A 21,954-nucleotide genomic window follows, 5' to 3' on the forward strand; every position below is an offset into this window, starting at 1 on the left:
GGGCGCCGAAGGCATGGCAAAAACAACAACAAACAAAAACCACCAAACACACTATTGAGTTCTCAAACAACACGCCCGGTTTTCAGGCAACCCCGCCACTCTACTCGGGCGTCGGAGTTGAGTCAACTCCGACGTTTTCGGGGCTACCGGAAGGTCTTCCAGACTGCTCGGCGATCCGCATGCGGTGCGCCGGCCTGTCCTATCTTACACGCTCGATTTCGGCGCCGAGACCGGCCAGGTACTCCACGAACAGCGGGTAGCCCCGGTCGATGTGATAGACGTCGTGAACCTCGGTCTCACCGTCTGCGACCAGGCCCGCAAGGACCAGACCGGCGCCGGCCCGGATATCGGATGCCCATACCGGCGCGCTCGAGAGCTGCGGCAGACCGCGCACCACCGCATGGTGGCCGTCGGTGCGGGCATCGGCGCCCAACCGGATCATCTCCTCGACGAACCGGAACCTGGCCTCGAAGACGTTCTCGGTGATCATCGAGGTACCGTCGGCGATGGCCGCCAGGCCGATCGCCATCGGCTGCAGATCGGTGGGGAAACCGGGGAACGGCAGGGTCGCGACGTTGACGGCCTTGGGCCGGTCGTACTGCACCACCCGGAAGCCGTTGTCGTGCTGGGTGACGGTAGCCCCCGCGTCGTGCAACTTGTGCAGGACGAGCTGCAGGTGGGCCGGGTCGACACCGGTCACCGAGATGTCGCCGCGGGTCATCACCGCCGCGATGGCCCAGGTCGCCGCGACGATCCGGTCCCCGATCACCTCGTGCTCGGTCGGGTGCAGACGCGGCACCCCGGTGATCTTCAGCGTCGGTGAGCCCGCACCTTCGATCTTGGCGCCCATCTGGTTCAGCATGTGACACAAGTCGGCGACGTCGGGCTCGCGCGCGGCGTTGTGGATGGTCGTGACGCCCTCGGCCAGCACCGCCGCCATCAAGATGTTCTCGGTGGCGCCGACGGAGGGAAATTCCAGCTGGATCTCGGCGCCGCGAAGGGCGTCGGCATGGGCGACTACACAGCCGTGCTCGATATTGCAGGTCGCGCCCAGTTGGCGTAGGCCGGCCTGATGCATGTCGAGAGGGCGGGACCCGATCGCGTCACCACCCGGTAAGGCGACCTTCGCCCGTAGGCAGCGGCCCACCAACGGCCCGAGCACGCACACCGAGGCGCGGAACTGACGCACCGCGGCGAAATCCGCGTCGTACTTGGGTTCGTCCGGCGAGGTGATCCGCACCGTTGTCCCGTCGAGCTCGACGTTGGCGCCCAGTCCGCGCAGCACCTCGGCCATCAATGGCACGTCGAGAATGTCCGGGCAGTTGGTGATGGTGCTGGTGCCCTCGGCCAGCAACGTAGCGGCCATCAGTTTGAGGACGCTGTTCTTAGCGCCCCCGACGGCCACTTCACCGGACAACCGATTGCCGCCGGCAACCACGAAACGCTCACCCACGCGGGTCAGTGTAGTGAGGACCTGACCTGATCCCGACCGAATCCCGACGCTGACCGAAGCCCGGCTCACCCGGCTGGCGCGCCCGGTACGGTTTGGGCCATGGCAGTGCATATCACTCGCGTGTACACACGTACCGGCGACGACGGCACGACGGGTTTGAGCGACTTCTCCCGCGTTCCCAAGACCGACCCCCGCCTGGTGGCTTACGCCGACTGTGAGGAGGCCAACGCCGCGATCGGTGTCGCGATTGCGCTCGGCAAGCCCGGCGACCGGGTCGGTGCGACGCTGCTGCACATCCAGAACGAGCTGTTCGACACCGGCGCCGACCTGGCCACTCCCGTGGCGGAGAACCCCAAATATCCCCCGCTGCGGATCACCCAGGACTACATCGACCGCGTCGAAGCGTGGTGCGACGAATACAACGAGCAACTGCCCGCGCTGAACTCGTTCATCCTGCCGGGTGGTTCAGCGCTCTCGGCGCTGCTGCACGTGGCCCGCACCGCGGTGCGCCGCGCCGAGCGGTCGGCGTGGGCAGCGGTCGACGCGGATCCGACCGGCGTCTCCGTCCTGCCGGCGAAGTACCTGAATCGCTTGTCGGACTTGATGTTCGTGCTGTGCCGGGTGGCCAACGCCGACGGTGACGTGCTTTGGAAGCCCGGTGGTGATCGCACCGATCGTCCCGGAAAATAGTCGACACCAACCGGTTTCGGCTGCTCAGTAACTGTGCCGGCGGGATCGTGGGGAGGGACGCGCCTCCAGCCAGGACAGGAATGCGGTCCGCGCACCGCGGTCCAGGGCTATCTCGAACCCCGCCCGACGGTCCTGGGTGGTGTCCCACAGTTCCAGGACCACGATGGCGTCAGTCATGATGTCGAATTCGTCACCGCGTGGCGCGCGCCGCGAGACCACGTCCACGCCGCGGCGGGACAGCCGGCGGTCCGGCCACAGTCGCACACTCGAGAGCCGGTAGAAGGCGGCTTCACCGCCGCGATAGCGGATCATGCCATGCCGCCAACCGTGCCCGCCTACGGCCGGTAGGTCACGCATGATCGCCGCGGTGCCGCCTTGACGGAGTTTCCACAGCCGGTAGCTCAACGCCATAACGGCGCAGAAGAGCACGGCGACCAGCACGGCCATGCAGATCATGGGCGTGCTCATCGGTTCATGCCCGCTAGTCGATCACACCCAGGGCGCGAAGCCGAGCCCTGCCCTGTGCTGCCATCTTGGGGTCACTGGATTGAGCGTCGTGCCGCGCCGTCGCCTCATCGATCTCCGCGGCGAAGTCGACGGATTCGGCCAGAATGCTGACGCCCTCCTCGGTCACCGACAGGAAACCGCCGTGCACGGCCAGTCGCAGCTCGGCCTCCTCGACACGGTCCACCCGCACCATCGCGTCGTCGACGAGTTCGGCGACCAGGGGGATGTGCCCCGGCATGATGCCGATTTCACCGACGGTGGTCCGGGTGAAGATGAACGTCGCCTTGCCCGACCACACCTTGCGATCGACCGCGACGATGTCGACGTCAAGCTCAGCCATTACCCACCGCCTTTCGCCCTCATAGGACGCTCTTCGCGCAAGCGCTCACCGGCACCAACACCCCGGGTCACAGCTTGGCGCCCAGGCTCTCGGCCTTCTTGGCCAGGTCGTCGAGACCACCGATCAGGAAGAACGCCTGCTCGGGCAGGTGGTCGAAGTCGCCCTTGGTCAACCGGTCGAATGCCTCGATGGTCTCCTTGAGCGGCACCGTCGAGCCGGGCTGGCCGGTGAACTGCTCGGCCGCCATCATGTTCTGGCTCAAGAACCGCTCGATACGCCGGGCCCGACCGACCAGCTGCTTGTCCTCCTCCGACAGCTCGTCGATACCGAGAATCGCGATGATGTCCTGCAGGTCCTTGTACCGCTGCAGGATCCGGATGACCTCCTGGGCGACGCGGTAGTGATCGTCGCCGACGATGGCCGGGTCCAGAATGGTCGAGCTGGACGCCAGCGGGTCCACCGCCGGGAAGATGCCCTTGGAGAACACCGCACGACTCAGCTCGGTGGTCGCGTCCAAGTGCGCGAACGTGGTCGCCGGCGCCGGGTCGGTGTAGTCGTCGGCGGGCACGTACACGGCCTGCATCGAGGTGATGGACCGGCCGCGGGTCGAGGTGATCCGCTCTTGCAGCTCACCCATCTCGTCGGCCAGCGTGGGCTGGTAGCCCACGGCCGAGGGCATCCGGCCCAGCAGGGTCGAGACCTCGGAGCCGGCCTGGGTGAACCGGAAGATGTTGTCGATGAACAGCAGCACGTCCTGGCCCGCCTCGTCACGGAACCACTCGGCCATGGTCAGCGCCGACAGCGCCACCCGCATACGAGTGCCCGGCGGCTCGTCCATCTGGCCGAACACCAGCGCGGTGTCCTTGAGCACGTTGGCGTCTGCGAGCTCGACCCACAGGTCGTTGCCCTCACGGGTGCGCTCACCCACGCCGGCGAACACCGAGGTGCCACCGAAGTTGCGGGCGATGCGGTTGATCATCTCCTGAATCAGCACGGTCTTGCCCACACCGGCGCCACCGAACAGGGCGATCTTGCCACCACGCACGTACGGGGTGAGCAGGTCGACGACCTTCAGCCCGGTCTCGAGCATCTCGGTGCGCGGTTCCAGCTCGTTGAAGGGCGGCGGCTTGCGGTGAATGCCCCAGTGTTCGAAGTCTTCGCCGTAGCCCGGCTTGTCCAGGCAGTGGCCCAGCGCGTTGAACACATGGCCCTTGACGTCGTGACCGACCGGCACCGAGATCGCGGCTCCGGTGTCGGTCACGTCGACACCGCGCACCAGGCCGTCGGTGGGCTGCATCGAGATGCAGCGCACCAGGTTGTCACCCAGGTGCTGGGCAACCTCGAGGGTCAGCGTCTTCGCCAGTTCCTCGAAGGTGATCTCCGCGTGCAGCGCGTTGAACAGCTCGGGCACCGCGCCCCGAGGGAACTCGACGTCGACGACGGGGCCGGTCACGCGCACCACGCGGCCGACGGTTGTCTTGTCAGCGGTAACAGTCATTATCTTCTTCGCTTCCTAGTGCTTAGCGGGGGCTTACCGGGCGGCGTCGGCGAGGGCGTTCGCACCGCCGACGATTTCGCTGATTTCCTGGGTGATCTGGGCCTGGCGCTCGCGGTTGGCCTCCAGCGTCAACGCCTTGATCAGGTCGTCGGCATTGTCGGTGGCCGACTTCATGGCGCGCTGACGCGAAGCCAGTTCCGATGCCGCCGAATCCAGCAGCGCCGCGTACACGCGGGTGGTCAGATACCGCGGCAGCAGCGAGTCGAACAGCGCGGTGGCATCCGGCTCGAAGGAGTACAGGGTCCGGGGACCGCTCTCGTCCTCGCCGACGTATTCCACCAGCATCGGCGCGATCCGCCGGGCCTCGGCCGACTGCGACAGCATCGAACGGAAGTCGGTCGACACGATGTGCAGCTCGTCAACGCCGAGCACCCCGTCGGAACCCGGGTGGTTGCCCTCGTCGTCGACGCCGGACATGAATGCGTTCACCAGTGTCGAGGCGATCGTGGCGGCGTTCTCATACGTCGGCTGCTCGGAGAAACCGGACCACGAGTCGGTGACCGCCCAGTTGCGGAAGCTGTAGTAAGCCAGCGCCTTCCGGCCGACGACGTAGAGAACCGGGTCCTTGCCCTCGGACCGCAACAGCGAGAACAGCTCCTCGGCCCGACGGAAAACGTTGGCGTTGTACCCGCCACACAGACCGCGGTCACTCGACACCACCAGCACACCGGCCCGCTGGGGCTCGGCGCGCTCGACCAGCAACGGGTGGTCCAAGGCCGCCTCGGCAGCCAACGTCGTGAGCATCCGGGTGATCTCATCGGCGTAGGGCCGCGCCGTCTCGAGCCGGGCCTGCGCCCTGCCGATACGCGAGGTGGCGATCAGCTCTTGGGCCTTGGTGATCTTCTTGATCGACCCGGCTGAGCGGATTCGCCCGCGTAGTTCGCGAAGTGTGGCTGCCATGGCGGCGTTACTTCTTCTTCGCCGGCGGGGCCTTGCGGACCTGCACCGCTTCCTTGCCGAGCTTGTCCTCGTCGAGTGCCTCGACATGTTCCTCGGGCACCACCGAGCCGCCACCGGTCGCGGCGAAGCCCTTCTTGAACTGTCCGATGACCGCGACCAACTTCTCGTTGGCCTCATCGGAGAGCTTCTTGGACTCGCGAATCCCGGTCAGGATGTCGTTCTCCGAGGCCCGGATGTGGTCCAGCAGTTCGGCTTCGAAACGACCGACGTCCTCGACAGGCACGGAGTCCAGGTGCCCCTCGGTACCCAGGAAGACCGCGATCACCTGCTCCTCGACCGACATCGGCGCGAACTGCGGCTGCTTGAGCAGCTCAACCAGCCGCGCACCCCGCTCCAGTTGCGCCTTGCTGGTGGCATCCAGGTCGGAGGCGAAGGCGGCGAACGCCTCCAGCTCGCGGTACTGCGACAGGTCCAGACGCAGCGACCCGGCCACCTCTTTCATCGCTTTGATCTGCGCGGCGCCACCGACACGGGACACCGACACGCCGACGTTGATGGCCGGCCGCACACCCTGGTTGAACAGGTCGCTCTCCAGGAAGCACTGGCCATCGGTGATCGAGATGACGTTGGTCGGGATGTAGGCCGAGATGTCGTTGGCCTTGGTCTCGATGATCGGCAGGCCGGTCAGCGAACCGCCGCCGAGCTCGTCGGAGAGCTTCGCGCAGCGCTCCAGCAGCCGGGAGTGCAGGTAGAACACGTCGCCCGGGTAGGCTTCGCGGCCCGGCGGGCGGCGAAGCAGCAGCGAGATGGCGCGGTAGGCCTCGGCCTGCTTGGTGAGGTCGTCGAAAACGATCAGCACGTGCTTGCCCTGGTACATCCAGTGCTGGGCGATCGCCGAGCCGGTGTAGGGGGCCAGCCACTTGAAGCCGGCGGAGTCGGACGCCGGAGCGGCGACGATCGTCGTGTAATCCATGGCGCCGCCCTCGTCCAGCGCGCGGCGCACGCTGGCGATGGTGGTGCCCTTCTGGCCGATCGCGACGTACACGCACCGGACCTGCTGGTTGGGGTCGCCGGTCTCCCAGTTCTTGCGCTGGTTGAGGATGGTGTCAACGCAGAGCGCGGTCTTGCCGGTCTTGCGGTCACCGATGATGAGCTGGCGCTGGCCGCGGCCGATCGGGGTCATGGCGTCGACGGCCTTGACACCGGTCTGCAGCGGCTCGGTGACGCTCTGACGCTCAACCACCGAGGGTGCCTGCATCTCCAACGGACGGCGCGTCTCCGCTTCGATATCGCCGCGGGCGTCGATCGGCTGGGCGAGCGGGTTGACCACGCGACCGAGGAAGCCGTCACCGACCGCTACCGAGAGCACCTCACCGGTGCGCTTTACCTGCTGGCCCTGCTCGATGCTCTCGAAGTTGCCCAGGATCACCACCCCGACGTTGTGCTCATCGAGGTTGAGCGCCACGCCCAGCACGCCGCCGGGGAATTCGAGGAGCTCCTGGGTCATCACCGAAGGCAGGCCTTCGACGTGTGCAATGCCGTCGCCGGCGTCGATAACGGTGCCGACCTCCTCGCGCGCGGTGTCGGCGCTGAAGGAGCTCACGTACTCCTCGATCGCCCCCTGAATGTCGTCAGAGGAGATTGTCAACTCTGCCATGGCGTTTCGTCTTCCTGCCTTCGAAATTGGGTTGTGGGCTCTTGGACCGGTAGGTCTTGGTCAGTCGGGCAATTGCGTCTTTGCGGCCGCAAGGCGCGACGAGAGCGCTCCGTCGATCACCTCGTCGCTGACCGAGATCGACAATCCGCCCAGCAATGCCGGGTCGACACCGACCTGCACACGCACCGGGTGGCTGTAGATCCGGCTCAGCACGGTGTTCAGCCGGGTGCGCTGCGCGTCGGTGAGTTCGGCCGCCGCACCGACATCCGCCACCACCTCGCCGCGACGTGCCACCGCGATCTGGGCGAGCTCGGTGATCGCCTGGTGTGCGGACTGACCGCGCAGCAGTGCGACGGTGTGCTCCAGCAGCGCGGTGGTAATCGAGTTGGCGCCGCTGCCACCGCCAATGACGTTGCGCAGCAGCTCGATCCGGCCTGCGGCCGCCGTCCCGGTGTCACCGAGCAAGGTGTCCAGTCGGGGTTGGGCGTCGAGGATGCGGGAGAACCGGAACAGCTGGTCCTCCACCTCATCGAGCTTGCCCCCGCGCTCGGCAGACAACAGCAGCGCCTGACGGGCGACGTGTTCGACGGCACCGATCAGGTCGGCCTCGTTGGACCACCGGGCCGTGGCGGCACCGGTCACCAGCGTCAGTGCCGGAGTATCGATCTTGCCCGAGAACAGCCGCTGCACCAGGCGAACCTTCGGTGCGGCGTCTTCGTCCGGCACGGTCAGGTGCCGGGTCACCACCCTCTCGCGCTCCAACAACTCCGTGACCGCAGTCAGGTCACCGGCCAGCGCGGACAAGCCCTGCTCGTCCAGGCCGTCCGCCACCTCGCTGAATTTGTCCAGCAGGCCGTTGAGGGCGTCCCGGCTCGCGGAGCGCATACGGGCCAGAATCGGCGATTCGACCTCGACCGCTTTCGGCGCCATCGCGTCAAGCTCGTCGAGGAATCGGTCGACGGTCGCGGCCTGCCGCTGCGGGTCGGCGACGTGCTCGCGAACCAGCTCGGTCGCCCGCTGCACTGCTTCCGCGCCGAGGCCGGACCGCAGCTCGCGAATCAACTGGGCACGCATCAGACCGACCTGCTGACCGCCGGCGGACTTGACGCGCTCGGCCTCGACGCCGGCCTGGCCGCGCAGCTGCTCGGCGATCCGCTCCGCATCGGTGCGCGCTTCGGCGGTGACCCGCTGCGCCTCGGTCTCAGCATTGGCCAGCGCGGTGGAGTGCGCCTGGCCTGCCTCGGTCAGCCGGGCGGCGGCCGCCGCAGCCTCCTCCAGCTGCTTGCGCACCGACTCCTGCTGGTCGGCCATCAGCTTGCGCACCGGCGGAACCACGAACTTGATCAGCAGCCAGACAATGACGGCAAAGCCGACCAGCTGCCCGATGAATGTCGACATCTTGGTTGCTACCGCCCCGTGCTCGCCGCGGTGGGTGCCTCGACCTCGACACCGAGAATCCGACTGGCCAGGGTGGCAGACAGAGCCGCCACCCGGGCCTGCAGCTGTTCATTCACCGCATCGCCTTCCTGCTTGAGTTGGTCGGTGGCAGCCTGCAATGTCGAGGCCACCTCCGCCTCCGCGGCCGATCGCTTCTCGTCGACGACCTTGCGGCCCTCGGCTCGAGCGTCGTCACGCGCTGTCGATGCTTCAAGGCGCGCAGCCGCCATCTGCTTCTCGTAGTCGGCGTCGGCAGCTGCGAACTGCTCGGCTGACTCCCTGTTGTCGGCGAGCGTCTTGGTGACCATGTTGTCGCGCTCCCGCAACACCTTCATGATCGGCGGCACCACGAAGGTGCCGATCACACCGAGCACGATCAAGAAAATGCCCAGCACGACGAAGAAGGTGCCGTTGGGGATGAGGAAGTTGCTGCTTTCGCCTCCCTCGGCTCCCTCGGCGACCTGGCGGGTCGCGGCCAGGACGACGACGCTCATGTCACCCATACGAGCGGACTACTTGACCGGAGTGGCGAAGACGAACAGTGCCATGAACGCCAGGTTGATGAAGTAGGCCGCCTCGACCAGACCGACCGTGATGAAGAACGGGGTGAACAGCCGGCCCTGAGCTTCGGGCTGCCGAGCGATTCCGGAGATCAGCGCGTTACCCGCGATACCGTCACCGATACCGGCACCGATCGCGCCGCCGGCCATGATCAGTCCGCCGCCGATGAGGGCACCCATTGCGATTTGGGGGTCCATTCCTTATTCCTCCTTGCTAGCTGGTAGTTCTCTACCAGGTCTCTGTTTTGGTGTCGGGCTTGCTAGTGCTGCTCTTCGTGGTCTTCCATCTCCATGGCTTGCGAGAAGTACAAGATGGTCAGCAGCGCGAAGATGAACGCCTGGATCAGGCCGACGAACAAGTCGAACGCTTTCCAGATCGCGTTGGGGGCCCAGAGTATGTAGGGCGGGAAGAGCGCGATCAGGCCGACAAGGATGCCGCCGGCGAAGATGTTGCCGAAAAGTCGCAGGGACAGCGAGATCGGCTTGGCGATCTCCTCGACCAGGTTGATCGGCGCCAGGATGGCCACGTGGCCCTTGAGCACCCGCAACGGGTGGCCTACCAGGCCACGACGCCAGAACCCGGCCAGGTGATAACAGAGGAACACGAACAGCGACAGCGCCAGCACGTAGTTGATGTCGGAGGCCGGCGGTGCGAACAGTTCCTTGGCGCCTCCGGCCTCACTGGCGTACTGCACGGGAAACACGCCCAGCCAGTTGGACACCAGAATGAACACGAAGATCGTGACCGCCAGCGGCAACACGAACGGTGCGATCCGCATCCCGATCGCGCCTTCGATCTGGTTGCGCATCTGAACGGTGATCGCCTCGAAGAACAGCTGCACGCCGCCGGGGACCCCGGTCGAGGTGACCTTGACCCGCAGGTAGAGCGCCAGCGCGATGACGATCACGGCAGCGATCGCACTCGACAGGATGGTGTCGACATTGACGGTCCCGAGCAACGGCCAGACGGCCGTTTCATGGTGGCCGACCTCGATGGCGGCCTCAGCCAGGGTGGTCTCGATCATCGCTACTGTGCAGTCCCTTCCGCGCCTTCAGCATCTGAGTCTGTCGCTGCCGCGCTACGCAGCTTCTTCATTACCGGCACTGCGGTCGTGGCGACCAGCAAGACCTCGAACAGCGCCAGCCCGAACAGCACGCCCAATCCCTCGGGCCGGAACAGGTAGGCGATGACCAGGCCGACGACCGTGATGATAAGGAGCCGGGTGGCGGAATTCATTGCCATCTTGGACTTGAGCGGGTGGTCTGCGGCGGTGATCGACTGCACCGAGCGGCGGATCAGCAGCGCATTGAGCAAACCCAGGCCCAGCCCGATCCCGAAGAACGCACCGAACATCACGTGACCCAGCTGCGCCGCGGCGAGCGACGCCACCGCCGTCAGCACCAAACAGGTGACCAGCAGCCGACGTGGCTGAAACACCACCGACGGCAACACCAACGGCGCGTCCTGCGCTGGTGTCGTCACCGCCTCACCCCAATCTTGACTTGCTCTGCGTCACTGTCGTGCAGTCGCCCGCCGAGCGTATCGGATGCCCGATCGCGCTGCGGAACCACCTACAACACCATCCTAGACGGTGCTACTACCGCGCGTCGTAGGGGTCGTCTTCCAGGCTGTCCTCGCGACGCAGCAGCGGGATGAGCGTAACGACAATCGCGATCAGCATCGCACCCAGCATCACCGCGCCGGTGTAGCGCGGGTCGAAGAAGATGGTGCCCGCGGCGCCGAACGCGACGATCGCCACCCACAAGTAGATCAACAACACCACCCGGCGGTGGGAGTGGCCGATCTGCAGCAACCGGTGGTGCAGGTGCATCTTGTCGGGGCTGAACGGGCTGCGCCCTGCTCGTGTCCGACGGATGATCGCCAGCAGCATGTCCAGCGCGGGCACACACACCACGGCCGCCACCAGCAGGAAGGGCGACAGCAGCGCGAAGACGTCGCGGGCGCCGTAGGCGCTCTGCGAGATCGGCCCGGCGGCGGTGGTGGACGCGGCGGCCAGCATCAGACCGATCAACATCGACCCGGAATCGCCCATGAAGATCTTGGCGGGATGGAAGTTGTGCGGCAGGAATCCCAGACAGGCCCCGGCCAGCACCACCGAGATCAGCGCCGGCGGGTAGAACAGCACGTCGCCACCGTGGTCGGACAGCAGGCCGACGGAGAACATGCAGATCGCCAGCGCCGTGATCAGACCCAGCCCGGCCGCGAGCCCGTCCAGCCCGTCGACGAAGTTCATCGCATTGACCACCGATACGGTCAGCGCCAGGGTGAGCAGAATCGACGACACCTGATCGAGCACCACGGTGCCGACACCGCCGATCGGGATGTACAGCACACTCCACGCAACGCCCATGGTCACCAACACGCTGGCCGCGGTGATCTGGCCTGCGAACTTGGTCAAGGCGTCCAGGCCCCACTTGTCGTCGAGCAGGCCGATGCCCATGATCACGCCGCCGGCCAGCACCACCGCCGGCATCCCGGTGGAGTAGACGAAGCCGCGGGTCAGCGCGGGCAGTTGCGATGCCAGGAAGATCGCGGCGACGATGCCGACATACATTGCCAGCCCGCCCATCCGCGGGGTCGGCTGCACATGGACGTCGCGTTCGCGCGGGTAGGCGACCGCGCCCAGCCGGGTGGCCAGCCAACGGACCGGCCCGGTGGCGAAGTAGGTGATGATCGCGGCGGTCAGTCCGACCAGCGCGAGCTCCCGCAGCGGCACACCGGCACCGCGATCGGCGAGGGCGAGCAGGCTGGTCACGACGCCCCTGTCAGCGCTGCCGGATCCTGCCCCAGCACCGCGCCGATCTGCTCGGCCGAGACCGGCCCGGCCCGGACGATGCGGGGTGCGGGTCCGGTCAGATCCACGATCGTGGAGGCCGACCCCTGTTCGGCGGGGCCCGCGTCGAGGTAGACGTCGACGGACTCGCCGAGCTGGCGGCGCGCTTCTGTGGCGTCGACGGCCGGCGAGCCACCGGAGACATTGGCGCTGGACACCGCCATGGGGCCCACGGCTTGGAGTACCTCCAGGGCCACCGGGTGCAGCGGCATACGCACCATGACGGTGCCGCGGGCATCGCCGAGATCCCACTGCAGTGACGGAGCTTGGGTGACGATCAGGCTGATCGCGCCCGGCCAGAACGCACGGATCAGCTCACGGGCGGTATCGGGCACGATCAGGGCCAGTCCGTCGATGGAGTTCCATGACCCGACCAGCACGCCGACGGGCATGTCGCGGCCGCGTCTTTTAGCCGCCAGCAGCGCGGTCACCCCGGCCACATTGAACGCGTCTGCACCGATGCCGTAGACGGTGTCGGTGGGCAGCACCGCCAATCGGCCGCCGCGAACGGCGTCGATCGCCGCCGCGACCCCCGCCGCACGCTGGTCTGCGTCGGCGCAGTCGAAAACCTCTGTCATGGTTGATCGTTCCTGACCGCCGTCACGAACCGGGACCGTCCGGCCAGGTCCGACCTGGATACCACGTCGTCGAAGGCTCCGGTGCCGCGCACGGTTTCGGCCGTTGCCGCCGAGGCGGTGTCGTCGTGTTCGACGGCGAACAGGCCGCCGGGGCGCAGCAGCCGCGCAGCCAGGGCGGCCAGCGGGGTGATCACCGACATGCCGTCCGGTCCGCCGAACAGCGCATGCGCCGGGTCATGCTGGGCCACTTCAGGATCCAGGTCTGCACCGTCAGGGATGTAGGGCGGATTGCTGACCATCAGGTCGACCTGGCCGTCCAGCTCCGACAGTAGGCCCGGCGTGGTGACATCGGCATGGATCAATTCCACCGACGTGCCCGCGCAGTTGCGGCGCGCGTAGCGCAGTGCGGTTTCGGAGTCGTCGAGGGCAAGCACCCGACAGCCGGGAAGACCGCGGGCCAACGCGACCGCCAGTACGCCGGAGCCGGTACAAGCATCGACGATCACTGGGCGAGGCGGACATTGTTGATCCGTGACCTGTTTCAGAGCCCATTCGAGCATGGCCTCGGTTTCCGGACGCGGCACGAACACCCCCGGGCCGACTTGCAGCGTCACCGGACCGAACGCCGCTGTCCCGATCAGATGCTGCAATGGGATTCGGGAGCGGCGCGCCGTGACCAGTTCCCGGTAGCGCCCGTAGAAGGCGTCGCCGGGCGGTTCCAGCAGCGCCAGCCGGCCGCGGTCGGTGCCGGCCGCGTGAGCGGCGAGTTCTTCGGCGTCGTATCGGGCCGAGTCGATTCCGGCATCGGCGAAAATGGCTGCTGCGGAGTCGATCGCGTCCCGGATCCGGCTCACGACGTCCCCTGCAACCGGGATTCCCTGTCGGCAGCGGCCAGCGCGTCCAACATCGCGTCAAGGTCTCCGTCGAGAACCTGGTCGAGATTGTGGGCCTTGAAGCCGATGCGGTGGTCGGTGATCCGGTTCTCCGGGAAGTTGTAGGTGCGGATGCGCTCGCTGCGGTCCACGGTGCGGATCTGGCTGGCCCGATCGGCTGAGGCGTCCGCCTGGGCCTGTTCCTCGGCCAGCGCCTGCAGCCGGGCCGCCAGCACCTGCAGGGCGCGGGCCTTGTTCTGCAGCTGGGACCGCTCGTTCTGGCAGGTGACGACGATCCCGGTCGGCAGGTGGGTGATGCGTACCGCCGAGTCGGTGGTGTTGACGCCCTGACCGCCTTTGCCGGAGGACCGGTAGACGTCGATGCGCAGGTCCGATTCGTCGATGGCCACCTCGGCGACCTCTTCGGGCTCGGGGTAGACCAGCACCCCGGCCGCCGAGGTGTGGACCCGGCCCTGAGATTCGGTCACCGGCACCCGCTGCACCCGGTGCACCCCGCCCTCGAACTTCATCTTCGACCACACGCCGTCGGCGCTGTCGCCCTTGCTCGCGATGGTCAGGGTTGCGTCCTTGTAGCCGCCGAGATCCGAGGTGGTCTCGTCGAGCACCGTCACCTTCCAGCCCTGGCGTTCGGCGAAGCGGATGTACATCCGGGCCAGGTCGGCGGCGAACAGCGCCGATTCCTCACCACCCTCACCAGATTTGACCTCGAGCACGATGTCGTCGGCGTCGTGCGGGTCACGCGGTGCGAGCATGTCGGTGAGCGCGGTGTCCAGTTCGGCGACACGGGCTTCCAGCTCGGGGACCTCGGCGGCGAACGACGCGTCGTCGGCGGCCAGTTCGCGGGCGGCCTCCAAGTCGCCGCGGGCCGACTCGAGCTTGCGGTGAGTGGCCACGATCGGCGCCAACTGGGCGAACCGGCGCCCGGCCCGGCGCGCCTCGACCGGATTGTTGTGCAGTTCGGGGTCGGAGAGCTGAGTTTCCAGCGCGGCGTGTTCGGCCAGCAGGGCATCGATCGCCTGCATGCTGCGAGTCATCTCACCTCCATCCCCGAACGCAAGCCGACGCCCGGGTGACGTGCGGGCACGTTCCGGGCGTCGGTGAGGACGCTACTTGTCGGTGGCTTCTGCTGCGTCGGCTGCGGCACCGACCTTGCGCTTGCCGTAGCGCTTCTCGAAGCGGGCGACGCGGCCGCCGCTGTCGAGGATCTTCTGCTTGCCGGTGTAGAACGGGTGGCACTGCGAGCAGACCTCGACCACGATGTGGCCGCTCTCCTTGGTGCTGCGGGTGGTGAAGCTGTTACCGCAACCGCACACCACGGTGGTCTCGCCGTAGGCAGGGTGAATGCCAGATTTCATGATGTCCTCTTCGATCGTGGGCCGCCGGGTCGCCCGCCCTTGAGGGTGGACGTGAACCGGAACCTGAGGTGTTCGATTATGCCAGCTACGCCAGCCTCCCCCAAAACGCCGGCGGGGTCGTGCGCATTCCGCCGGGTTCAGGCGGGGTCCGTCAGTCGTTGTCCATGCCGGGCGTGGTCTTGGAGACCTGGACCAGGAACTCGTAGTTGTTCTTGGTCTTACGCAGCTGGCTCATCAACAGGTCGATGGCCTGATGCGAATCCAGCCCCGAGAGCAGGCGACGCAGCTTGTGCACGATCGCGAACTCATCCGGCGAGAGCAGCAGCTCGTCCTTGCGGGTGCCCGACGGGTTGACGTCGACCGCCGGGAACACCCGACGCTCAGCGATCTTGCGGTCCAGCTTGAGCTCGGCGTTGCCGGTGCCCTTGAACTCCTCGAAGATCACCGTGTCACCGGTGGACCCGGTCTCCACCATCGCGGTGGCGATGATGGTCAGTGAGCCGCCGTCCTCGATGTTGCGGGCCGCGCCCAGGAAGCGCTTGGGCGGGTAGAGCGCGGTGGAGTCCACACCACCGGACAGGATGCGGCCCGACGCCGGCGAGGCGTTGTTGTAGGCGCGACCCAGCCGGGTGATCGAGTCCAGCAGCACGATGACGTCCTTGCCCTGCTCGACCAGGCGCTTGGCCCGCTCGATGGCCAGCTCGGCGGCCTGCGTGTGGTCCGACGGCGGCCGGTCGAAGGTGGAGGCGATGACCTCACCCTTGACCGAGCGCTGCATGTCGGTGACTTCTTCGGGCCGCTCGTCGACCAGCACCACCATCAGGTGGCATTCGGGGTTGTTGCGGGTGATCGCGTTGGCGATGTCCTGCATGATCGTGGTCTTACCGGCCTTGGGCGGTGACACGATCAGCGCGCGCTGCCCCTTGCCGATCGGCATGATCAGGTCGATGACCCGGGTGGTCAGCTTCTCGCCCGAGGTCTCCAACCGCAGCCGCTGGTTGGGGTACAACGGGGTCAACTTGTTGAAATCGGGACGATTCTTGGCGTCTTCGACCGGACCGCCGTTGACGGAGTCGAGTCGCACCAGCGGGTTGAACTTCTGCCGCGGATTCTTGTCGCCGCCATCTCCCTCTCTGGCCACCCGCACGGCGCCGGTGACCGCATCGCCGCGGCGCAGCCCGTTCTTGCGGACCATGTTCATCGACACGTAGACGTCGTTGGGTCCGGCCAGGTAGCCGGAGGTGCGGACGAACGCGTAGTTGTCGAGCACGTCGAGGATGCCGGCCACCGGCTGCACGACGTCGTCCTCGCGCAGCTCGGCTTCGCCGCCGCCGCTTCCGCCTTCGCCGCCCCGTTCGCCACGGCGGCGCCGGTCGCGGAAGCGTCGGCCGCGCCGGCCCCCGCGTCCGTCATCGTCGTCGGAGTTCTGCTGGCCCTGTTGGCCCCGGTTCTGCTCGTCGCCCTTGGCCGCAGCAGCGTCCTCGGACCTGGCACCGTCGCGGCGACCCCCGGACTGCTCGGCCTTCTCGTCGGGCCGGTCCTGCTTGTCCTGTTTGTCTTGCTTGCGGGCTTCGCCTTGCTTGCCGGGCTCGCCCTTGTCCGGCTCTCCCCCGTCTGCGGCGGGTGCACCGGTTCCGCGGCTGGCGCTGCGCCGTTCGCGACGCGGCGGTGCTTCGGTGGCCCCGGTCTCAGTGGTCCCGGTCTCAGTAGCCCCGGTCTCGGTGGTCCCGGTCTCGGTGGTCTCGGCCCGGGCGGGCTCGGCACCGACGGCCACTCCGTTCGAGGGCGCCTCGGCGTTCGGGGCCTCGGCAGCCTTGCCGCCGTTACCGCCATTGCCGCCGTCGCCGACCTCGCGGATTGCGGCGATCAGCTCACTTTTGCGCATCCCGGAGGCGCCTTTGACGCCGACGCGGTTGGCCAGCGCCCGCAGCTCGGGCAGCACCATCGCTGACAACGAGGGTTCCGGGGTGGTGATTGCGGCACCGTTGTCCGGTGTCGCGGCGGGAGCGGACTCGGTGGTGACTTCGGGGGCCGACGCGGCGGTGTCACCGCCGGTGCCGGAGTCCCCCGGGGCACCCTGACTCGGGGACTCGGGAGCGCTCTGGGGGGTCGACAGCGAATCCTGTCCGGTGCTGCCTTCAGCCGTGAAGAGGTCCGTTTCGGTCACGGATTTCCTTTCTTCCCTCGTCGGTTTTGTCACGCGAGGGGTTGGTTGCATCCAGCGGAATCGCCGAGTGCGTGTCACCGTCGACTGTATTAACGGTGATACCCATATCGACGGCGTCAAATCGCAAGCCGTCAGCTACGGGAAGAATTTGGTGGCATCCCAGTGACATCACAATCTAATTCAGATGCTGATGCCGCGAATGCGGGACGGAACCGAGGATAGCCCGCTTCGGGGCCGTGCGCAACAAATGCGGCGCGGCGTGCCTCAACCGGGCACCACTACCCCGGAGTTCCACTTGACTGCGTCGCCGACACGCATCTCAGCCACACTGAACCCACGCGCCGCCGGGGCCTCAAGCACCTCAGCTGGCAGTTCGGCCGCGGTGCTCAGCGCGATCACCGCCGGCCCGGCACCGGACAGTACGGCTGCGATTCCGTGCCGGCGCAGCAGTTGCAGGTACTGCGCCGACTCGGGCTGCGCGGCGGCGCGTTGCGGCTGGTGCAGCAGGTCCTCGGTCGCCGCCAGCAGCAGGTCGGGCCGCTCGGTCAACGCCACCACCAGCAGCGCGGCGCGACTGACATTGAATCGGGCGTCGCGGTGGCTGACCTGTTCGGGCAGCAGCATGCGCGTCTCCGCGGTCGACGAACGCAGCTGCGGTATCGCCGGGAACAGATGGATGTCGGGGTGCAGCCGCAACGGCACCGCCGAATAGTCGGCCCCGCCGCCGTCGGCCTTGTTCACGGTCCAGGAAACCACCGCCCCGCCCAGCACGGCAGCGGCGGCGTTGTCGGGGTGGCCCTCGAACTCCGAAGCCAGCTGGATCAATTGGGATTCCGACAACCCGGGCCGGTCGAGTTGTGCGACGAGTCCGTTGACCGCGGCCAAGCCACCGACCACCGCGGCCGCGGACGAGCCCAGCCCACGCTGGTGCGGGATGGCGTTGCGGCAGCGCACCACCATTCCGGGGACGTCGACGCCGACTTCCCGAAGTCCACGCCGGATACCTTGGACCACAAGGTGTTCCGACGTCAGCGGAACCTGACCGGCGCCTTCCCCGTCGACCTGCACCACCAGGCCGGACCCAGGAACTTCAGCCGTCTCGACGATGACCTCGTCATAGAGCCCCAACGCCAGACCGAGACTGTCGAAGCCCGGGCCAAGGTTGGCGCTCGATGCCGCCACCGCGACGCTGGCCGTCAACCCGGTCGGCAACAGTTGGACCACTAGGCCAGCCCCAACTCCGCGACCACGGTGGCCGCGTCGACGGGAACCGCGGTGACTTCGGGCAAGTCGCGCAGCGCGGTGTCGGGGTCCTTGAGCCCGTTCCCGGTGACGGTGCACACCACGGTCGAGCCGCGTGGCACCCAGCCGTCCTCCACCGACTTGAGCAGCCCGGCGATACTGGCCGCCGACGCCGGCTCCACGAAGACTCCCTCGGACTGCGCCACCAGGTGGTAGGCGGCCAGAATCTCGTCATCGGTGGCGGCCAGGAAACGGCCACCAGAATCCACCTGCGCTTCGACGGCCTGGGTCCAGGACGCCGGCGAGCCGATGCGGATCGCGGTGGCGATGGTCTCCGGGTTTTTGACCGGCTCACCGAGCACCAGCGGCGCCGCGCCGGCGGCCTGCGTGCCCAGCATCTTCGGCAGCGTCTCTATCAAGCCGTCGGCGTGGTACTCGCGGTAGCCCTTCCAATACGCGGTGATGTTGCCGGCATTGCCGACGGGCAACGAGTGGATGTCGGGTGCGGTGCCCAGTGCGTCGACGATCTCGAACGCCGCGGTCTTCTGGCCTTCGATGCGCACCGGGTTCACCGAGTTCACCAGTGAAATGGTCGGGAAGTCGGTGGCCATCTTGCGGGCCAGCTCCAGACAGTCGTCGAAGTTGCCGTCGATCTGGATGATCTTGGCGCCGTGCATGACCGCCTGCGCCAGCTTGCCCATTGCGATCTTGCCCTGCGGGATCAGCACCGCGCAGGTGATGCCGGCCCGCGCGGCGTAGGCCGCCGCCGATGCCGAGGTGTTTCCGGTCGAGGCGCACAGCACCACCTGCTGGCCGCGGGCCACTGCGTCGGTGACCGCCATCGTCATGCCGCGGTCCTTGAACGAACCGGTCGGGTTGAGTCCCTCCACCTTCAGGTGAACCGTGCACCCGGTCTGTTCGGAGATCCGTTTGGCGTGGATCAGCGGGGTGCCGCCCTCGTGCAACGTGATCGGTGTCCAGTCGTCTCCGATCGGAAGCCGATCGCGGTAGGCGCCGATCAAGCCGGGCCAAGGCTGATGGATCGGTGTCCGGGTGGAGCTCACTGGTCTGTTCCTTCCAGTCGTAGCACGCTGGCGACCTGCTGGACCGCATCCAGTTCAGCCAGCGCCGCAACGGTTTTCGACAGCGCCGATTCGGTGGCCCGGTGGGTGACCACCACGATCCGGGCGCCGATCAGTTGGCCCTCTTCGTCGGTCACGCCTTCCTGGCGCACCTCGGCGATGCTCACCTCGTGGGCGGCGAATTCGGCTGCCACCGTGGCTAACACACCCGGCTTGTCGGCGACGTCCATGCTCACGTAGTAGCGGGTCTGGACATCGCCGATCGGCGCGATGGTCAGCTGAGCGTACTTGGACTCGCGTGGTCCGCGGCCGCCCTGCACCCGGTTGCGGGCGGCCATCACCAGGTCGCCCATGACCGCCGAGGCGGTCGGTGCACCGCCGGCGCCCTGCCCGTAGAACATCAGCCGGCCGGCTGCCTCCGCCTCGACCACCACGGCGTTGAATGCACCGTTCACGGTGGCCAGCGGGTGGGTCAGCGGCACCAGCGCCGGGTAGACCCGCGCCGAAATCCGCTGTTGGCTATCACGGGTGGTGATGCGCTCGCAGATCGCCAGCAGTTTGATCGTGCAACCCAGCGCACGCGCCGCGGTGGAGTCCTCGGGGGTGATGTTGGTGATGCCCTCGCGGTAGACGTCGTCGGCGGTCACCCGGGTGTGGAAGGCGATCGACGCCAGGATCGCGGCCTTGGCGGCGGCGTCGTAGCCCTCCACGTCGGCGGTCGGGTCGGCTTCGGCGTAGCCCAGCGCACTCGCGTCGGCCAGCGCGCTGGCGTAGTCGGCGCCGGTGGAGTCCATTTCGGACAGAATGTAGTTGGTGGTGCCGTTGACGATGCCGGCCACCCGCAGCACGGTGTCGCCGGCCAGGGACTGGGTCAAGGGCCGGATCACCGGGATCGCACCGGCGACACTGGCCTCGAAGTACATATCCACGCGCGCCATCTCGGCGGCCTCGGCCAGCTCACCGGTGGACCGTGACAGCAGGGCCTTGTTGGCGGTGACGACGGACTTGCCGTGCTTGATCGCCGACAGGATCGCCTTGCGGGCCGGCTCGACCGGGCCCATCAACTCCACCACGATGTCGACGTCACTGCGCGACACCAGGCTGTCGATGTCGTCGGTGAGCAGTTCGACCGGCACGCCCCGATCGGCTGCCACCCGGCGCACCCCGATGCCGCGCAGCACCAGTGGAGCACCGATGCGCGCAGCCAGGTCATCGGCGCTGGCCTCGAGGATTCGGACGACTTCGCTGCCGACGTTGCCCAGTCCCAGGACGGCGACACCCACGGGACTCGCAGGAACATTCGCATCGGACATCCTTAAATCACCTCCAGGCTGATCAGGTCATCGACGGTTTCCCGGCGCAGCATAAGGCGAGCCTTCCCGTCACGCACCGCCACCACCGCCGGGCGGGTGACCATGTTGTAGCGGCTCGACATCGAGTAGCAGTAAGCGCCGGTGGCGGCCACGGCGATCAGGTCACCGGGGACCGCGTCCTCGGGTACCCAGGTGTCGCGGACGATGATGTCGCCGGTCTCGCAGTGCTTGCCGACGATGCGGGCCAGCACCGGGGGCGCCTCACCAGTGCGCGAAACCAATCGGACGTCGTAGTGCGCGTCGTAGAGCGCGGGACGGATGTTGTCGCTCATGCCGCCGTCGACGCTGACGTAGCGGCGCTGGGCGGTGGCGCTGACTGCGACGTCTTTGACGGTGCCGACCTCATAGAGCGTGACGGTGCCCGGGCCGGCGATTGCCCGGCCGGGTTCGACGACCAGGGTCGGTGTCGGCAGGCCGACAGCGGCGGACTCGTCGCGCACGATCGCGGTGAGCTTCGCGGCGACCTCGGCCATCGGCGGCGGGTCATCCTGCGGCAGATAGGAGATGCCCAATCCCCCGCCCAGGTCGATGACCGACAGCTGCGCGGTTTTGTCCACACCGAACTCGGCGACCACATCCCGCAGCAGCCCGATGACCCGGTGAGCGGCCAACTCGAAGCCGGCGACGTCGAAGATCTGCGACCCGATGTGGCTGTGCAGGCCCACCAGGCGCAGATGATCGGTCGCGAAAACGCGCCTGATCGCATCGAGCGCCGCACCACTGGCCAGCGACAACCCGAACTTCTGGTCTTCGTGGGCGGTCGAGATGAATTCGTGGGTGTGCGCCTCCACGCCCACGGTGACCCGCACCATTACGTCCTGCACGGTCCCGGCCGCCGCGGCCACCGCATCGAGGCGGTCGATCTCGATCGTCGAGTCCAGCACGATGTGACCGACCCCGGCGTTGACCGCGGTCGTCAGTTCTGCGACCGATTTGTTGTTGCCGTGCAACGTGATCCGTTGCGCGGGGAAACCGGCGCGCAGTGCGACGGCCAGTTCGCCGCCGGTGGCGACATCCAGGCAGAGGCCCTCCTGGTCGATCCAGCGGGCTATCTCGCTGCACAGGAACGCCTTGGCGGCGTAGTGCACGTTCTCGCCCCCGCCGAACGCCTCGGCGATCTCGCGGCAGCGGCCGCGGAAGTCGTCCTCGTCGATGACGAACAGCGGGGTGCCGTACTGCTCCGCCAGGTCGGTGACTGCCACTCCGGCAATCTGCACCACCCCGTCGTCGCCGCGAACGGCGTTGCGCGGCCACACATTCGGCGCCAGCTCCAGCAGTTGCTGCGGGGTTTGCGGCCGCGGCGGCAG

General features: G+C 67.4%; 22 protein-coding genes. 1 reads left to right on the top strand and 21 read right to left on the bottom strand.

Features of this window, described 5'->3' with window-relative positions; translation table 11 throughout:
• Nucleotides 1-199 precede the first annotated feature (199 nt).
• The gene (gene murA, locus ACZYY4_RS22100; RefSeq protein WP_463812198.1) at nucleotides 200-1,453 is read right to left on the bottom strand and encodes a UDP-N-acetylglucosamine 1-carboxyvinyltransferase; all 1,254 of its coding nucleotides are present in this window, start codon (nucleotides 1,451-1,453) and stop codon (nucleotides 200-202) included.
• A 99-nt stretch (nucleotides 1,454-1,552) separates the two neighbouring features.
• Between murA and ACZYY4_RS22105 the strand changes: the two genes are divergently transcribed.
• Nucleotides 1,553-2,143: a cob(I)yrinic acid a,c-diamide adenosyltransferase gene (locus ACZYY4_RS22105; protein ID WP_463812199.1), complete on the top strand. Its 591-nt coding sequence runs from the start codon at nucleotides 1,553-1,555 to the stop codon at nucleotides 2,141-2,143.
• Nucleotides 2,144-2,167: 24 nt separating this feature from the next.
• Here ACZYY4_RS22105 and ACZYY4_RS22110 read toward each other — a convergent pair whose 3' ends face one another.
• The 20 genes from ACZYY4_RS22110 to lysA form a co-directional block, all read right to left on the bottom strand.
• Nucleotides 2,168-2,611 carry a DUF2550 domain-containing protein gene (locus ACZYY4_RS22110; RefSeq protein WP_463812200.1) on the bottom strand — a complete coding sequence of 148 codons (444 nt, stop codon included), beginning with the start codon at nucleotides 2,609-2,611 and terminating at the stop codon, nucleotides 2,168-2,170.
• Nucleotides 2,612-2,624: 13 nt separating this feature from the next.
• Complete coding sequence (locus ACZYY4_RS22115) at nucleotides 2,625-2,990, bottom strand: F0F1 ATP synthase subunit epsilon (protein ID WP_463812201.1); 366 nt, start codon at nucleotides 2,988-2,990, stop codon at nucleotides 2,625-2,627.
• Nucleotides 2,991-3,057: 67 nt separating this feature from the next.
• Complete coding sequence (atpD, locus tag ACZYY4_RS22120) at nucleotides 3,058-4,488, bottom strand: F0F1 ATP synthase subunit beta (protein WP_463812202.1); 1,431 nt, start codon at nucleotides 4,486-4,488, stop codon at nucleotides 3,058-3,060.
• Between the two features lie 33 nt (nucleotides 4,489-4,521).
• Entirely contained in the window at nucleotides 4,522-5,448 is a 927-nt protein-coding gene (locus ACZYY4_RS22125) for a F0F1 ATP synthase subunit gamma (protein WP_463812203.1), read from the bottom strand.
• Between the two features lie 7 nt (nucleotides 5,449-5,455).
• The gene (gene atpA, locus ACZYY4_RS22130) at nucleotides 5,456-7,105 is read right to left on the bottom strand and encodes a F0F1 ATP synthase subunit alpha (protein ID WP_463812204.1); all 1,650 of its coding nucleotides are present in this window, start codon (nucleotides 7,103-7,105) and stop codon (nucleotides 5,456-5,458) included.
• Nucleotides 7,106-7,165: 60 nt separating this feature from the next.
• On the bottom strand, nucleotides 7,166-8,503 hold the full coding sequence (locus ACZYY4_RS22135; protein WP_463812205.1) for a F0F1 ATP synthase subunit B/delta: 1,338 nt from the start codon (nucleotides 8,501-8,503) through the stop codon (nucleotides 7,166-7,168).
• 8 nt (nucleotides 8,504-8,511) lie between these two features.
• Nucleotides 8,512-9,045 (bottom strand): F0F1 ATP synthase subunit B, encoded by a 534-nt coding sequence (locus ACZYY4_RS22140; protein WP_463812206.1) that lies wholly within the window; start codon nucleotides 9,043-9,045, stop codon nucleotides 8,512-8,514.
• A 9-nt stretch (nucleotides 9,046-9,054) separates the two neighbouring features.
• Nucleotides 9,055-9,300 (bottom strand): F0F1 ATP synthase subunit C, encoded by a 246-nt coding sequence (locus ACZYY4_RS22145; RefSeq protein ID WP_064923065.1) that lies wholly within the window; start codon nucleotides 9,298-9,300, stop codon nucleotides 9,055-9,057.
• Nucleotides 9,301-9,362: 62 nt separating this feature from the next.
• Entirely contained in the window at nucleotides 9,363-10,127 is a 765-nt protein-coding gene (atpB, locus tag ACZYY4_RS22150) for a F0F1 ATP synthase subunit A (RefSeq protein ID WP_463812207.1), read from the bottom strand.
• 2 nt (nucleotides 10,128-10,129) lie between these two features.
• Nucleotides 10,130-10,585 (bottom strand): ATP synthase subunit I, encoded by a 456-nt coding sequence (locus ACZYY4_RS22155; protein WP_463812208.1) that lies wholly within the window; start codon nucleotides 10,583-10,585, stop codon nucleotides 10,130-10,132.
• A 115-nt stretch (nucleotides 10,586-10,700) separates the two neighbouring features.
• Nucleotides 10,701-11,879, bottom strand: a complete 1,179-nt coding sequence (locus ACZYY4_RS22160; RefSeq protein ID WP_463812209.1) for a glycosyltransferase family 4 protein — start codon at nucleotides 11,877-11,879, stop codon at nucleotides 10,701-10,703.
• Complete coding sequence (locus tag ACZYY4_RS22165) at nucleotides 11,876-12,535, bottom strand: L-threonylcarbamoyladenylate synthase (protein ID WP_463812210.1); 660 nt, start codon at nucleotides 12,533-12,535, stop codon at nucleotides 11,876-11,878. Before ACZYY4_RS22165 ends, ACZYY4_RS22160 begins: the two co-directional genes overlap by 4 nt.
• Nucleotides 12,532-13,389, bottom strand: a complete 858-nt coding sequence (gene prmC, locus ACZYY4_RS22170; protein ID WP_463812211.1) for a peptide chain release factor N(5)-glutamine methyltransferase — start codon at nucleotides 13,387-13,389, stop codon at nucleotides 12,532-12,534. The genes ACZYY4_RS22165 and prmC overlap by 4 nt, the downstream gene beginning before the upstream one ends.
• The gene (prfA, locus tag ACZYY4_RS22175) at nucleotides 13,386-14,462 is read right to left on the bottom strand and encodes a peptide chain release factor 1 (RefSeq protein ID WP_463812212.1); all 1,077 of its coding nucleotides are present in this window, start codon (nucleotides 14,460-14,462) and stop codon (nucleotides 13,386-13,388) included. The genes prmC and prfA overlap by 4 nt, the downstream gene beginning before the upstream one ends.
• 72 nt (nucleotides 14,463-14,534) lie before the next feature.
• Entirely contained in the window at nucleotides 14,535-14,783 is a 249-nt protein-coding gene (gene rpmE / locus ACZYY4_RS22180; RefSeq protein WP_463812213.1) for a 50S ribosomal protein L31, read from the bottom strand.
• Nucleotides 14,784-14,934: 151 nt separating this feature from the next.
• Complete coding sequence (rho, locus tag ACZYY4_RS22185) at nucleotides 14,935-16,950, bottom strand: transcription termination factor Rho (RefSeq protein WP_463812214.1); 2,016 nt, start codon at nucleotides 16,948-16,950, stop codon at nucleotides 14,935-14,937.
• A gap of 264 nt (nucleotides 16,951-17,214) precedes the next feature.
• On the bottom strand, nucleotides 17,215-18,174 hold the full coding sequence (gene thrB / locus ACZYY4_RS22190) for a homoserine kinase (RefSeq protein WP_463812215.1): 960 nt from the start codon (nucleotides 18,172-18,174) through the stop codon (nucleotides 17,215-17,217).
• Nucleotides 18,174-19,256 carry a threonine synthase gene (gene thrC / locus ACZYY4_RS22195; protein ID WP_463812216.1) on the bottom strand — a complete coding sequence of 361 codons (1,083 nt, stop codon included), beginning with the start codon at nucleotides 19,254-19,256 and terminating at the stop codon, nucleotides 18,174-18,176. The genes thrB and thrC overlap by 1 nt, the downstream gene beginning before the upstream one ends.
• Nucleotides 19,253-20,587, bottom strand: coding sequence for a homoserine dehydrogenase (locus tag ACZYY4_RS22200; RefSeq protein WP_463812217.1), 1,335 nt, complete (start codon nucleotides 20,585-20,587; stop codon nucleotides 19,253-19,255). The genes thrC and ACZYY4_RS22200 overlap by 4 nt, the downstream gene beginning before the upstream one ends.
• Before the next feature lie 2 nt (nucleotides 20,588-20,589).
• Nucleotides 20,590-21,954: a diaminopimelate decarboxylase gene (lysA, locus tag ACZYY4_RS22205; RefSeq protein ID WP_463812244.1), complete on the bottom strand. Its 1,365-nt coding sequence runs from the start codon at nucleotides 21,952-21,954 to the stop codon at nucleotides 20,590-20,592.

It is taken from the genome of Mycobacterium sp. IDUB_21 (assembly GCF_055419425.1).

Coding starts and splice junctions, on each gene's coding strand:
- ACZYY4_RS22105 (WP_463812199.1), top strand. CDS start 1,553: ATGGCAGTGCATATCACTCGCGTGTACACACGTACCGGCGACGACGGC.
- ACZYY4_RS22110 (WP_463812200.1), bottom strand. CDS start 2,611: ATGAGCACGCCCATGATCTGCATGGCCGTGCTGGTCGCCGTGCTCTTC.
- ACZYY4_RS22115 (WP_463812201.1), bottom strand. CDS start 2,990: ATGGCTGAGCTTGACGTCGACATCGTCGCGGTCGATCGCAAGGTGTGG.
- atpD (WP_463812202.1), bottom strand. CDS start 4,488: ATGACTGTTACCGCTGACAAGACAACCGTCGGCCGCGTGGTGCGCGTG.
- ACZYY4_RS22125 (WP_463812203.1), bottom strand. CDS start 5,448: ATGGCAGCCACACTTCGCGAACTACGCGGGCGAATCCGCTCAGCCGGG.
- atpA (WP_463812204.1), bottom strand. CDS start 7,105: ATGGCAGAGTTGACAATCTCCTCTGACGACATTCAGGGGGCGATCGAG.
- ACZYY4_RS22135 (WP_463812205.1), bottom strand. CDS start 8,503: ATGTCGACATTCATCGGGCAGCTGGTCGGCTTTGCCGTCATTGTCTGG.
- ACZYY4_RS22140 (WP_463812206.1), bottom strand. CDS start 9,045: ATGGGTGACATGAGCGTCGTCGTCCTGGCCGCGACCCGCCAGGTCGCC.
- ACZYY4_RS22145 (WP_064923065.1), bottom strand. CDS start 9,300: ATGGACCCCCAAATCGCAATGGGTGCCCTCATCGGCGGCGGACTGATC.
- atpB (WP_463812207.1), bottom strand. CDS start 10,127: ATGATCGAGACCACCCTGGCTGAGGCCGCCATCGAGGTCGGCCACCAT.
- ACZYY4_RS22165 (WP_463812210.1), bottom strand. CDS start 12,535: ATGACAGAGGTTTTCGACTGCGCCGACGCAGACCAGCGTGCGGCGGGG.
- prfA (WP_463812212.1), bottom strand. CDS start 14,462: ATGACTCGCAGCATGCAGGCGATCGATGCCCTGCTGGCCGAACACGCC.
- rpmE (WP_463812213.1), bottom strand. CDS start 14,783: ATGAAATCTGGCATTCACCCTGCCTACGGCGAGACCACCGTGGTGTGC.
- ACZYY4_RS22200 (WP_463812217.1), bottom strand. CDS start 20,587: ATGTCCGATGCGAATGTTCCTGCGAGTCCCGTGGGTGTCGCCGTCCTG.